This window comes from Pelagerythrobacter marinus (genome assembly GCF_034375205.1).
Taxonomy (GTDB): Bacteria; Pseudomonadota; Alphaproteobacteria; order Sphingomonadales; family Sphingomonadaceae; genus Pelagerythrobacter; species Pelagerythrobacter marinus.
On record NZ_CP139719.1, the window covers coordinates 1,050,069 to 1,063,519 of the forward strand.

The 13,451-nt window shown below is 68.0% G+C and carries 10 protein-coding genes and 1 riboswitch; of the genes, 1 reads left to right on the top strand and 9 read right to left on the bottom strand.

All coding sequences use genetic code 11. The features are described from left to right. Window positions 1-41 precede the first annotated feature (41 nt). The 9 genes from T8T98_RS05030 to T8T98_RS05070 form a co-directional block, all read right to left on the bottom strand. On the bottom strand, window positions 42-332 hold the full coding sequence (locus T8T98_RS05030; RefSeq protein ID WP_251105900.1) for a GIY-YIG nuclease family protein: 291 nt from the start codon (window positions 330-332) through the stop codon (window positions 42-44). A 98-nt stretch (window positions 333-430) separates the two neighbouring features. After that, window positions 431-1,675, bottom strand: coding sequence for a 2-oxoglutarate dehydrogenase complex dihydrolipoyllysine-residue succinyltransferase (gene odhB, locus T8T98_RS05035; protein WP_251105899.1), 1,245 nt, complete (start codon window positions 1,673-1,675; stop codon window positions 431-433). Window positions 1,676-1,686: 11 nt separating this feature from the next. Next, entirely contained in the window at window positions 1,687-4,536 is a 2,850-nt protein-coding gene (locus tag T8T98_RS05040; RefSeq protein ID WP_322295901.1) for a 2-oxoglutarate dehydrogenase E1 component, read from the bottom strand. Between the two features lie 97 nt (window positions 4,537-4,633). Beyond that, window positions 4,634-5,524 carry a succinate--CoA ligase subunit alpha gene (gene sucD / locus T8T98_RS05045; RefSeq protein WP_251105898.1) on the bottom strand — a complete coding sequence of 297 codons (891 nt, stop codon included), beginning with the start codon at window positions 5,522-5,524 and terminating at the stop codon, window positions 4,634-4,636. Next, complete coding sequence (locus T8T98_RS05050) at window positions 5,521-5,994, bottom strand: hypothetical protein (protein ID WP_251105897.1); 474 nt, start codon at window positions 5,992-5,994, stop codon at window positions 5,521-5,523. Before T8T98_RS05050 ends, sucD begins: the two co-directional genes overlap by 4 nt. Window positions 5,995-6,004: 10 nt before the next feature. Continuing rightward, window positions 6,005-6,967, bottom strand: a complete 963-nt coding sequence (gene mdh / locus T8T98_RS05055; protein ID WP_251105896.1) for a malate dehydrogenase — start codon at window positions 6,965-6,967, stop codon at window positions 6,005-6,007. Between the two features lie 216 nt (window positions 6,968-7,183). Next, window positions 7,184-9,079, bottom strand: coding sequence for a putative bifunctional diguanylate cyclase/phosphodiesterase (locus T8T98_RS05060; protein ID WP_251105895.1), 1,896 nt, complete (start codon window positions 9,077-9,079; stop codon window positions 7,184-7,186). 155 nt (window positions 9,080-9,234) lie between these two features. Next, window positions 9,235-9,588: a hypothetical protein gene (locus T8T98_RS05065; protein WP_251105894.1), complete on the bottom strand. Its 354-nt coding sequence runs from the start codon at window positions 9,586-9,588 to the stop codon at window positions 9,235-9,237. 231 nt (window positions 9,589-9,819) lie between these two features. Then, the gene (locus T8T98_RS05070; protein WP_251105893.1) at window positions 9,820-10,938 is read right to left on the bottom strand and encodes a cell wall hydrolase; all 1,119 of its coding nucleotides are present in this window, start codon (window positions 10,936-10,938) and stop codon (window positions 9,820-9,822) included. A gap of 189 nt (window positions 10,939-11,127) precedes the next feature. Next, window positions 11,128-11,337, top strand: a riboswitch (cobalamin riboswitch). Window positions 11,338-11,427: 90 nt separating this feature from the next. Here T8T98_RS05070 and T8T98_RS05075 point away from each other — a divergent pair. Then, window positions 11,428-13,332 carry a TonB-dependent receptor plug domain-containing protein gene (locus T8T98_RS05075; protein ID WP_251105892.1) on the top strand — a complete coding sequence of 635 codons (1,905 nt, stop codon included), beginning with the start codon at window positions 11,428-11,430 and terminating at the stop codon, window positions 13,330-13,332. The last annotated feature ends 119 nt before the right edge of the window (window positions 13,333-13,451 follow it).

A 13,451-nucleotide genomic window follows, 5' to 3' on the forward strand; every position in this document is an offset into this window, starting at 1 on the left:
CGTTGCGGTCGCTCGCGACCGGCCGATGCGGGCCCGTGCGGTCAGCGATTGATCATGTCCCACAGGTCGCGCCATTGCGGGTTGCTCTTTTCTATGAGCTCGATTTTCCAGGCCCGTTTCCACTTCTTCATCTGCCATTCGCGCTCGCGTGCATCGTGCAAGTTGTCGAAGTGCTCGAACCATACCAGGCGGGTGCAGCCGTACTTCTTCGAGAAACCGTCGCCGGCGCCGGTGCGGCGCTGCCAGATACGCGTCGGCAGGTCGCTCGTCACACCGAGATAGAGCGTTCCGTTGCGCTTGCTGGCGACAATGTACAGCCATCCATCCTTCATCGCGCTGGGCTCCTGCTTTCGCAGGAGCTCACTTTGAACCGGCCTCTTTCCGCCGAGTTCCTGCGAAAGCAGGAACCCAGGGAAAGGGGCGTGGGCGCTCAAAGATCGATCAGCATCCGCGTCGGATCCTCGATCGCTTCCTTGATGATCTTGAGCGCGGTGACCGCCTCGCGCCCGTCGATCAGGCGGTGATCGTAACTGAGCGCGATGTACATCATCGGCCGGATCTCGACCTTGCCGTCGATCGCCACCGGGCGATCCTCGATCCGGTGCAGGCCCAGAACGGCGCTTTGCGGCGGGTTGATGATCGGCGTGCTCATCAGCGATCCGAACACGCCGCCGTTGGAGATGGTGAAAGTGCCGCCCTTCATGTCTTCCATCGTCAGCGTGCCGTCGCGGGCGCGCTTGCCGAAGTCGGCGATGTCCTTCTCGATCCGCGCGAAGCCCTTGGCCTGGGCATCGCGGATCACCGGCACGACCAGCCCGTTGGGCGCGCTGACGGCGACCGAGATATCGACGTAGTCGTGATAGACGATCTCGTCGCCCTCGATATAGGCGTTGACGGCCGGCACGTCCTTCAGCGCGAGGCACGCGGCCTTGGCGAAGAAGCCCATGAAGCCGAGCTTGATGTCGTGCTTCTTGGCGAACAGGTCCTTGTACTTCTCGCGCGCCTCGATCACCGCGCTCATGTCCACGTCGTTGAACGTGGTCAGCAGGGCGGCGTTTTCCTGCGCGCCCTTCAGCCGCTTGGCGATGGTCTGGCGCATCCGCGTCATCTTGACGCGTTCCTCGCGCCGCTCGCCGGCCGGGGCGGGGGCCGCCGCCGCCTTGGCCTGGTCGGGCGCGGCGTCGTCGATCGTGCCGCCGCCCGATTTCTTCGCCTGGGCCGCGGCCAGCACGTCTTCCTTCGTCAGGCGCCCGTCCTTGCCGGTGCCCTTGATCGTGCTGGGATCGACCCCGTGTTCCAGGACCGCGCGGCGCACGGCGGGCGAGAGGGTCTGCGCGTCGCCGGCGGGCGCATCCTTCGCGGCGGCCGGGGCCGGCTTGTCCGCAGGCGCCTCGTCCTGCTCGCGCGGGGCGACTTTCGTGCTCTCGCCGGCGGCGACGTCGTCCTCGACCGTGGCGATCACCGCGCCGACTTCGACCGTGTCGCCCACGGCCGCCTTCAGCTCGCCGATCACGCCGGCGACGGGGGAGGGGACCTCGACCGCGACCTTGTCGGTCTCGAGGCTGGCGATCGGTTCGTCGACCTTAACCGGGTCGCCCGGCTGCTTCAGCCATTCGCCGATCGTGCCTTCGGTAACCGATTCGCCCAGGGTGGGGACTTTGACTTCGCTGGCCATATTCGCGTTCCTCAAGCCTTCTTCTTGCCGGCAGCCTTGCCGTTCCGCGCGGCCTCGCCGCCATCGTTGAGACCCAGCGCCATCGAGACGAGGCAGCGCTGCTGCTCCTCGTGCCGCCTGGCGAGGCCGGTTGCGGGGGAGGCGGCGACTTCGCGGCCCGCGTAGCGCGGGCGCATGCCGTCATGCCCGGCGGCGGCGAGCGCTTCCTCGATCTGGCTCTCGACGAAGAACCACGCGCCGTTGTTCTTGGGCTCTTCCTGGCACCAGATCACCTCTTCGAGGTTCGTCATCCGGCCGAGGCGCACCGCCAGGGGTTCGCCGGGGAAGGGATAGAGCTGCTCGATCCGCACGATCGAGACATCGTCCAGCCCGGCCTCGTCGCGCTTCTCGATCAGGTCGTAGGCGACCTTGCCGCTGCACAGCACGAGGCGCCGGATCTTCTTGTCCTCGATATCCGTCGTGTCGCTGACGATGCGGCGGAAATGGCTCTCGCCCAGGAATTCCTCGGCCGCGCTCTTGGCCATCGGGTGCCGCAGCAGCGACTTGGGCGTCATGATGATCAGCGGCTTGCGGAACGAACGCTTCATCTGCCGGCGCAGGACGTGGAAATAGTTGGCCGGCACGGTGATGTTGCAGACGCAGATATTGTCGTTCGCGCACAGTTGCAGGAACCGTTCGAGCCGGGCGGACGAGTGTTCCGGCCCCTGGCCTTCGTAGCCGTGCGGCAGGAGCATCACGAGCCCGTTCGCGCGCAGCCACTTGACCTCGCCGCTGGCGACGTACTGGTCGATCATGATCTGCGCGCCGTTGGCGAAATCGCCGAACTGCGCTTCCCACAGGACGAGCGTTTTCGGGTCCGCCATGGCGAAACCGTATTCGAAGCCGAGCACGCCGTATTCGCTCAGCGGGCTGTCGTAGACCTCGAACTTGCCGTGGGGCAGCTGCGTCAGCGGGATGTACTTGTGCTCGTCGGTCTGGTCGATCCAGACCGCGTGCCGCTGGCTGAAGGTGCCGCGGCCCGAATCCTGCCCCGACAGGCGCACGCCGTACCCTTCGGTGACGAGGCTGCCGAAGGCGAGCGCCTCCGCCGTCGCCCAGTCGAAGCCCTCGCCGGTGTCGAACATCTTGCGCTTGGCGTCGAGCACGCGGCCCAGCGTGCGGTGGATCGTCAGGTCATCCGGCACTTCGGTCAGCGTGCGGCCGAGGCTGTCGAACAGCTTGTCGGAAACGGCGGTCTCGACGTTGCGGCGCGCGGTTTCCGGGTCGGCCGGCTTGTTCAGCCCGGCCCAGCGCCCGCCGAACCAGTCGGCCTCGTTCGGCTTGTAGCTCTTGGCCGCCTCGAACTCGTCTTCCAGCTCCTTGACGAACTCGGCCGAAAGCCGGTCGCGCTCGCCGTCGTCGATCACGCCTTCTTCCACCAGGCGGGCGGCGTAGATCTCGCTCACCTTCGGGTGGCTCTTGATCGCGTCGTACATCAGCGGCTGGGTGAACTTGGGCTCGTCGCCCTCGTTGTGGCCGAACCGGCGATAGCACCACATGTCGATCACGATGTCGCGGCCGAAGCGCTGGCGATACTCGACCGCCAGCTTGCACGCGAACGTCACCGCTTCGGGATCGTCGCCGTTGACGTGCAGGATCGGCGCCTGGACGCCCTTCGCCACGTCGGACGGATAGGGCGAGGAGCGCGCGAACTGCGGGCTGGTGGTGAAGCCGATCTGGTTGTTGATGACGAAGTGGATGCAGCCGCCGGTATTGTACCCGCGGACCCCGGAAAAGCCGAAGCATTCCCACACGATGCCCTGGCCGGCGAAGGCCGCGTCGCCGTGGATCAGCACGGGCAGGACCTGCTCGTGCTTCTTCAGGTCGTCGCGGATCGCCTGCTGGGCGCGGGTCTTGCCGAGGACCACCGGGGCCACCGCTTCCAGGTGGCTGGGATTGGGGACCAGCGACATGTGCACGTCGATCCCGTCGAACTCGCGATCGGTGCTGGTGCCCAGGTGATACTTGACGTCGCCCGATCCGCCCACGTCTTCCGGGTTGGCGCTGCCGCCGGAAAATTCGTGGAAGATCACCTTGTACGGCTTGCCCATCACGTTCGCGAGCACGTTCAGCCGGCCGCGGTGGGCCATGCCGTAGATGATCTCGCGCACGCCCGACTGGCCGCCGTACTTGATCACGGCTTCCAGCGCGGGGATCATCGATTCGCCGCCGTCGAGGCCGAAGCGCTTGGTGCCGACGTATTTCTTGGCGAGGAACGCCTCGTACTGTTCGCCGCGAACGACCGCGGCCAGGATCGCCCGCTTGCCTTCCGGCGTGAACTGGATGACGTCTTCGGGCCCTTCGAACTTTTCCTGCAGGAAACGCCGTTCCTCGACATCGGCGATGTGCATGTATTCGAGGCCGACCTTGCCGCAGTAGTTCGCCCGCAGCAGCTCGGCCAGTTCGCCGACGGTCACCCATTCGCGGCCGAGCAGCCCGCCGACGAAGACTTCCTTGTCTTCCTGCCCGTCGAAGCCGTGCCATTCCAGCGTCAGGTCTTCGGGCAGCTCGCGGTTGCCCAGGCCCAGCGGGTCGAGGTCGGCCGCCATGTGGCCGCGCACGCGGTAGAGCCGGATCAGCAGCATGGCGCGGATCGAATCCGACGCCGCTTCCTCGATCGCCTTCGGATCGGTGGCCTTGCCGGCCTTTTCCGCCGCGGCCTTGACCGCGAGCTTCATCGCGGTCGGGTCGAGCGCCTGGGTCAGGTCGCTCTCGGCGTCGATCCCGGTCAGCGGCCAGCGCGGGTTGCCCCAGCTCGGCCCCGGCTGCGGGCCGTCTTGTCCGGCCAGTTCGGGGAGGAAATCGTGGTTCTCGTTGCCCATCCGGGTCACCTCTAACGCCGACGGTCGTGCCGGCTTACCATGGCAATGCCTCGGCGGCGCGGACGCTCCCGGGGAGGAAGGCGACCCGCGCCGGACGTCAGGCGAGTTCCTTCAGCATCGCGTCGAGCGTGGTGCCGAGTTCGCTGGGCGAGGGGGAAACGCGGATACCCGCCTTCTCCATCGCGGCGATCTTGTCGTCCGCGCCGCCCTGGCCGCCCGAAACGATCGCCCCGGCATGGCCCATGCGGCGGCCCGGGGGGGCCGTGCGGCCGGCGATGAAGCCGACCATCGGCTTCTTGCGGCCCTTCTTCGCCTGGTCGGCGATATATTCTGCCGCCTCTTCCTCGGCCGATCCGCCGATCTCGCCGATCATGATGATCGACTTGGTCTCGTCGTCGGACAGGAACAGGTCGAGCACGTCGATGAAGTTGGTGCCGTTGACCGGGTCGCCGCCGATCCCGACCGCGGTGGTCTGGCCCAGGCCGACCTGGGTGGTCTGGTGCACGGCTTCGTAGGTCAGCGTGCCCGAGCGGCTGACGACGCCGACCGAACCCTTCTTGAAGATCGAACCGGGCATGATGCCGATCTTGCATTCGCCGGGGGTCAGCACGCCGGGGCAGTTGGGGCCGATCAGGCGGCTCTTGCTGCCTTCCAGCGCGCGCTTGACGCGCACCATGTCGAGCACCGGGATGCCTTCGGTGATCGCGACGATCAGCTCCATCTCCGCGTCGATCGCTTCCAGGATCGAATCCGCGGCGAAGGGCGGGGGAACGTAGATGCAGCTCGCGGTCGCGCCGGTCGCGGCCTTCGCCTCGGCCACGGTGTTGTAGACCGGCAGGCCGATATGCTCGGTACCGCCTTTGCCCGGCGTCACGCCCGCCACCATCTGCGTCCCGTAATCGAGCGCCTGCTGGGTGTGGAACGTGCCGGTGTCACCGGTCATGCCCTGGGTGATGACCTTGGTGTTCTTGTCTACGAGAATGCTCATTGCGTGTCCATTTCCTTGAATTCGCGCGCGATCTGACGCCAGGTGCCCTGCGACTCTGGTTCCAATTCTTCTCCGGGGAAGTGGATTTCGCCGCTTCCTTCATCGCCGCTCACGTCATAAAATCCCACTCCGTGTTTGACAGCTAAACTTCGGACGAGGGGATAAACTAGTTCGGCTTCTGACCAGCGAAATCCCGCATAAATTACATGATGCCCGATGCAATAATCACCAAGCCGATCCTCGACCCCCGGTTTCATTAGATCTTGGTCGGTCACTGATTCCGGACCGTTCATATTCGGGTAGCTCTGGCGAATATCCTCGTACCATGCGGCGAGAGCCGCCGTGGTATTTGTTGGATCATCGTAGGAGTGACCCTCCGACCACTCCGCTTGATGATGGTACCATTCAACGAAAGCAGCCCGCTCACGCGGTGCAACCTCTGCGTCAAAAACCATCAAATCGTAGCTCATAGCGTCTTCCTCACGCCAGCGAGCTATCGATGCCCTTGCACGCTTCGAGCAGTTCCTTGACCGCGTCGACGCTGACCTGGAAGTTGGCCTTGGCCTCGTCGTTCAGTTCGATCTCGACCACGCGCTCGACGCCGTTCGCGCCGATCACGATCGGCACGCCGACGTAGAGGCCGTCGACGCCGTACTGGCCGGTCAGGTGCGCGGCGCAGGGCAGGACGCGCTTCTTGTCCTTGAGGTAGCTCTCGGCCATCTGGATCGCGCTGGTCGCCGGTGCGTAGTAGGCCGAGCCGTTGCCGAGCAGCTGGACGATCTCGCCGCCGCCCTTGCGGGTGCGATCGACGATCGCGTCCATCTTTTCCTGGGTGGACCAGCCCATCTTGATCAGGTCGGGCACCGGAATGCCGGCGACGGTCGAATACTCGAGGATCGGGACCATCGTGTCGCCGTGCCCGCCGAGCACGAAGGCGGTGACGTCTTCCATCGAGACGTCGAACTCCTCGGCCAGGAAGTGGCGGAAGCGCGCGGAATCAAGCACGCCGGCCATGCCGACCACCTTGTTGTGCGGCAGGCCGCTGAATTCGCGCAGCGCCCAGACCATCGCGTCCAAGGGGTTGGTGATGCAGATCACGAAAGCGTCGGGGCAGTTGGCCTTGATGCCTTCGCCGACCGCCTTCATCACCTTGAGGTTGATGCCGAGCAGGTCGTCGCGGCTCATGCCCGGCTTGCGCGGCACGCCCGCGGTCACGATCACGACGTCGGCGCCGGCGATGTCCTTGTAGTCGCTCGTGCCCTTGAGGTTCGCGTCGAAGCCTTCGACCGGGCCGGCCTGGCTGAGGTCCAGCGCCTTGCCGGCGGGCATTCCCTCGGCAATGTCGAACAGGACGACGTCGCCCATTTCCTTCATCGCTGCGAGGTGGGCGAGGGTGCCGCCGATCATGCCGGCGCCGACGAGGGCAATCTTTTTGCGGGCCATGGTTGAGCTGAGTGTCCTTCACGCTACGCGGGACAGCCGATGCCTGGCCGTGAGATGCGCGGCCCCCCTGTCCCGCGGGAAGGCCACGCGCGGCGAACGGCAGCCGACCTAGGCCGGGGGCAAACCGATTGCAACCCGGGAAAGTCGAGCGAAGTCAACTATCTTTGCAACTAGTTTGCAATTGCAATAGTACCGGCGTGTCCGGCAGGCGCGCCGTCAGATCGCGATCCGCTGCGGCGTCTCCTCGTCGCGCTCCTGCGCCAGCAGCATGGCGGCGAGGTAGTCGGGCACGGCGCGGCTGAAGTAATAGCCCTGGCCGAGCGTGCAGCCGGCTTCGCGCACGGCGGTGACCTGCTCGATCGTCTCGAGCCCTTCGGCCACGATCTCCATGTCGAGCTGCGCGCCCATTTCGGCGACCGCGCGGATGATCGCCTCCGTCCGGCGCGAGACATCGGGGCCGGAGACGAAGCTGCGATCGACCTTGATCTTCTTGAACGGGTACTTGTTGACGTAGGAAAGCGAGGAATAGCCGGTACCGAAATCGTCGAGCGCGAAGCGCACGCCGCGGGCCGAAAGGTCGCGGATGAAGGCATCGGTCGCCTCGCTGTCGTCGAGGAACAGGCTCTCGGTCACTTCCAGCTCCAGCCGCGTCGGGTCCAGCCCGGCCTCGCGCAGGGCGCTGACGATGCCGAGCGCCGCGCCCGGCGCCTTGATCTGGAGCGAGGACAGGTTGACCGCGATCGTCACGTCTTCGGGCCACTGCGCGGCGGCCTTGGCCGCCTGGGCCGTGATCCAGTTGCCCAGCGTCACGATCACCCCGGTTTCCTCGGCCACCGGGATGAATTCGTCGGGGCGCATCTCGCCCTTCTGCGGGTGGAACCAGCGCACCAGCGCCTCGAACGTGCGGATGCGGCCGGTCGCGAGGTCCACGATCGGCTGGAAGAAGATCGACAGCTCGTTCTTCTGGATCGCGCTGCGCAGTTCGGCCTCGATCTCGCGCCGGCGGGCGAGGTCGCGGCTCATCGAGCTGTCGAAGAAGCAGGTCTGCCGCCGCCCGTTGACCTTGGCGTGATAGAGCGCGAGGTCCGCGGCCTGCATCACGCTGTCGGCATCGGGCCCATCCTCGGGCAGGACGGCGACGCCCAGCGAGGCGCCGATTTCCAGCCGTTCGCCGTCGATCCGCACCGGGCGCATGATCTCGGCATGGACTTCGCTTGCCAGGCGCATGCAGTCGGCCCGGCTCTCGATCTCGCAGAAGACGATGAACTCGTCGCCGCCGAAGCGCGCGACCGTGGTGCCGCTGGGCGTGATTTCCTGCAGCCGCCGTGCCACCGTCTGCAACACGCGGTCGCCGACCGGGTGGCCGAGCAGGTCGTTCACTTCCTTGAACCGGTCGAGGTCGATCCAGATCAGGCCCATCATCTGGTCCTCGTCGATCTCCATCAGCTTCTCCACGATCTCGTGGTTCAGCCCGGCGCGGTTGGCGAGGCCGGTGACGGTATCGGTCCGGGCGAGCTGCTGCATCTTGGTCGCCAGCCGGGCGCTGGTTTCGGCCGCCGCGATATTGTCGCGCAGCAGATGGAACACGCTCATCGTGATCGAGGCCATGGCCGGGACCATCAGCAGGATCGTGATCGCGAAGACCAGGAAGGGCAGCGACTGGAGATAGAGGCAGGCGAGGCTGATCGGCACGCAGACCAGGACCAGCTGGCCGATCGCGATCACCGGGCGGCCCGCGTTGCGCGCGCAGATCGCGATGCCGTAACCGATCGCGTTGGCCGCCATCATCACCTCGGCCGCCGGATCGACTTCGAGGATCAGCGCGGTCGCCGTCGCCGTCCCCAGCAGGAGGGCATAGGTGAAGGCACCGACCTCGTAGATCTTTTCCAGCGTGCTGGTGCTGGCATCGCTGTCGGGCGAAATGCCGAACGCGAGCATGACGCGCACCGCCGCGACCAGACACAGCGCGGCGCTGAGCCCGTACATGGCCGTGGAATCGCTGACGTAGGCGACGACCAGCGAGGAGACGATCCCGCTCGCCGCGCCGGCGGCCAGGCTGCTCGGCTGGGTATAGAGGGTGCGAACGAGGATACGGCGGACGCGTTCGGACAACGCATCGCCTTTCTGGAAATAGGACAAGGCCCTGGTGACCTTCCCCCGGGGTTCGCAGCTCGCCATGAAGACACCGTTACCCCAAAATTGGTCACCGCATAGTTAAGAGGTGCCTTACACCCCTTGCCGGTGGCCGCTGGAAGGCGGTGGAAACCCTACTGCGGGAGGGTTTCGGGCGCCGAGGGCGCGACCCCCTCGGTCCGCAGGCCGGCGGCCGTCGTCCGCTCCAGACCGCGGGCGAGCCGCGCGTCGAGCGTGCGGCAGATGCCGTGCCACCAGTCGTACGATGCGCGGTCGCCGGCGAAGAAGGCGCGCTCGGCCTGGCGGCGCGCCTCGCGCGCGGCGCCCAGGCCATGGCGGGCGAAGTGGTGGAGCGCGGCATGCAGCATCCGGTCGTTGCCCCGTTCGGTGCAGTTGTCATTCGCCGCGCGACCGGGCTTGCGCCGGCTCAGCGCGCGGGCAAGGGGGCTCTGCGTCGAACGGCGCGATGCGGCGAAATGGACCGTCATGACAAGGTAGGCCTTCCGGTATGCTCTTCGCGGCTGACGGCAAAGGCGGGTTGCGACTTGCGCGCCGCTCTAGGCGCGGCAGCCCTAAGCAGGGGTTTTGCCCTAGGGTTTCCGCCGCTTTAACGATTTGCGCCCGATCGGGGCGCAGGCCCCAGAGCAAAGGGGCGCGAGCGACCGGCTGGCAAGAAAGCCTTGCGGGAAAGACTTGCGAAAAGCCCTTCCGAAAAGGCCTCAGGGGCGGGCGATCCAGCGCCCGCTGTTCGCATATTCGGGCTTCACCCCGCCGCCGCCCGGCAGGTTGCCGCCGGCGGCGTCGGCCGCGCCTTCGCCCGGTCGCGCGGCCTGCCCGGCAGGCGCGGGGCCGGGGGGGAGGGGCGGATTGGCGGCGCGCGTGTCGAGAACGGCCCGGCCCGGCGCGGGCACGTCGCGCGCGGCGGCGAGCGCGGCGCCGGCGGCATCGCCGCGCGGGGCGGCCGCGACCGGCTCGCTCCCGCGATAGGCGGCGGTAAAGGCGGCCGGGCGTCCGGCCGATCCGCGCCAGCGGTAGAACCGGTGCGCGCCGATCACCCCGACGGTGTCGAGGCTCGGCGCCCAGTAGGGGTTGATCCAGATCGTGTGGTAATGGGTCGCCAGGCCGACCGGGGCATAGACGTCGCCCGAAAGCGCCTGCCGCGCGACCCGCAGCGCGCGGTCCCAGGCCGCCTTGACCGGCCTGCGCGCGAGCGAGCCGTCGCAGGTGAAGGTGAACTGGCAGCCGGTGCTGCGCTCGCTGCCCTGAAAAACGACGCCGCACACGCTGTTCGGATAGGTCGGGTGCGCCACGCGGTTGAGCACGACCTGGGCGACGGCTTTCTGCCCGCCCAGGGTCTCGCTCGCCGCCTCGTAATAGACGGCGCTGGCCAGGCAATGCAGCGCGCGGGCGCGGTCGATCGCGCTGCCGCCGCCGATGAAGCTGCGCGCGGCCGGGCCGGCGGTGCGCGCCGCGGCCAGTTCGGCCGCCTCGCCATCGCCGGTGCCGGTGGGGTCGAACACCGCGGCGAGGTCGTCGCGCGCCGACGGCACGACGCGCGGGCTGTCTTCGAGGAAGTAGAACGCCGAACCGGGGAACGAATGGCCGGCGCGTTCGAACGGCATCGGGCGGACGGTTTCTGCCGGCGCGGGCTGGGCCGCGGGCTGGCCGAACGCGTGCCAGTCGTCCGGCGCGGCCATCGCCGGCACGCCCAGCGCCGCGGCGACCGCGAGGATGCGCCGCCCGCGATGCCGCCCGGCCGGGCCGCCGCGCAGCAGGCGCGACCAGGCGCTCGCCGGCTTGCGGCGGGTGCGATCGGTCCTGGCCGGGCCGTGGTGCAAGCTGCGTCCTTTCGGTTGTCCGCCGCCGGGTGCGGGCGCGCCCCGGGCGCGTAGCAGCGCAAATGATGAACTGCGAACGCGCCGTCTCCCCCGTCCCTTGGCGGGACAGGTCGCAAGCGGCGGTTAAGCGGCGTGGCTAGCGAGAGGTTAACGCGCGCCCCGCTTGCCCGGGCCCGACGGCGCGGCTAAGGGCCGCCGCACGTCACGGGTTGTCCGCCCGCCCGCAAGGCGGCGGACCGAAGAGGGAAGGGGGTAGAAGCCCCCGCTGCCCCCGCAACTGTGACCGGGGAGTGCCCGTTCGGCAAGCCACTGGGGAACCGGGCCACCGGCAAACCGGGAAGGCGAAGCGCGGCGCGTCGATCCGGGAGCCAGGAGACCTGCCCGCCGACGGTCGTTCGTGCTGCCGGGCGGGGTGTACCGGAAGCAAGCGGAAGGGGCATGCGCCCCCGTTCCGTCATGGGCGACATTCGTTCGTGACAGGAGTATCCCATGCGTAACCACTTGATTTTCGGCACCAGCATCCTTGCGCTCTCCGCGCCTCTCGCAGCGCAGGACGCAGCCGACCCCTATGGCCAGTTCCGGCCCGAAGAGACCGAGATCACCGTCACCGCCACCGGCACCCGGATCGAGGTGGAGGACACCGGCCAGCCGGTCACCGTGATCGGCCGGGACGAGATCGAAAGCGTCCAGGGCGCCGACCTGACCCGCGTGCTGGAGCGCGTTCCCGGCCTGTCGTTCAGCCGCAACGGCGGCCCCGGCGCGGTGACCGGCGTGCGCCTGCGCGGGGCGGAGGGCGAGCAGCTCCTCGTCATCGTCGACGGGGTGCGCGTGTCCGACCCGGCGGCGCCCGGCGGCGGGTTCGATTTCGGCAACCTGCTCGCCACCAACCTCGGCAAGGTCGAGGTCCTGCGCGGGTCGAACTCCACGATCTGGGGCTCGGACGCGATCGGCGGGGTCCTGGTCGCCAGCACGCGCAGCGAAACCGGGCTGGAGGCGAGCGCCGAGTACGGATCGCGCGATACGCTGACCGGCGCGGTTTCCGGCGGCGTCGGCGGCACGGCCGGGTTCCTCGGCGGATCGGCCAGCTATTACCGCACCGACGGCTTCTCCCAGGCGGCCAGCGGCACCGAGCCCGACGGCTTCGAGCAATGGGCCGTCAACGGCCACGGGCGGCTCTACCTCACCCCCGGGTTCGAGGTCTTCGCACGCGGCCGCTGGGCCGAGGGCGACCTCGATCTCGACGGTTTCCCGCCGCCCGATTACGCGCTGGCCGACACCGAGGATACGCAGCACACGCGCCAGTACTCGGCATCGGCCGGCGCGGTCTACGACGCGGGGCCGCTGTTCGTCAGCGCCGCCTATTCCTTCGCCGATACCGAGCGCGCGAACCGCAGCGAGGGTGTGGACGATCCGACTTTCGCCAGCGACGGCCATTCGGACCGGGTCGAGCTGCGCGGCGAATGGCGCCCGATCGGGCCGCTGCTGGTCAATTTCGGGGCGGAGAACGAGTGGAGCGACTATCGCACGCTGACCGACGACGCGCGGCACAGCACGCGGATCTTCGGCGCCTATGCCCAGCTCGGGATCGAGATGGGGCCGCTTTCGGCCCATGCCGGCGCCCGGCTCGACGATCACGCCCGCTTCGGCAGCGAGACGAGCTTCGGCGCGGACGTCAGCTATGCCCTGGCCGGCGACCTGCGCCTGCGCGCGAGCGTGGGCGAAGGGTTCAAGGCGCCGACGCTCTACCAGCTCTATTCCGATTACGGGAACGAGGCGCTCCAGCCCGAACGCAGCACCAGCTACGACATCGGCCTGGTCCACGGCGACCGGTCGCTGTCGGGCACGCGCTTCTACGGCGCGGTCACCGCGTTCCGCCGCGATGCGCGCAACCAGATCGAGTTCGCCAGCTGCTGGCAGAACCCGGCCCCGCTCTGCGCCGATCGCCCGTTCGGCTTCTACGACAATATCGGCCGCGTCCGGGCCGAGGGGATCGAGGTCGAACTGGGTGCGCGCCCGTCCGATCGCTGGGTGACCCGCGCGGTCTATGCCTGGGTCGATACCGAGAACCGCACCGCCGGTTCGGCGAACGAGGGCAATGTCCTCGCCCGCCGTCCGCGCCACACGCTGACGCTGTCGGCCGACTGGGAAAGCCGGCTGGCCGGGCTCACGCTCGGCGGCGACGTGCGGCTGGTGAGCGATTCGTTCGACAATGCCAGCAACCTGACGCCGCTGGACGGCTATGCCCTCGCGGGCCTGCGCGCGGCGCTGCCTTTCGGCGAGCGGTTCGAGCTGTTCGGCCGGGTCGAGAACCTGTTCGACACCGAATACCAGACGGCGGCTGGCTATGCGACGGCGGGCCGCAGCGCCTACGTCGGCGCGCGCGCGCGGTTCTGATCCGCCGCAAAGTCTGAAGCACGAAAAAGCGCCCGGCCTCGCGGTGAGGCCGGGCGCTTTTCTGTTTCGCTCTCTCTCCGTCTCGCGTCATGCTGAACTCGTTTCAGCATCCATCGCGC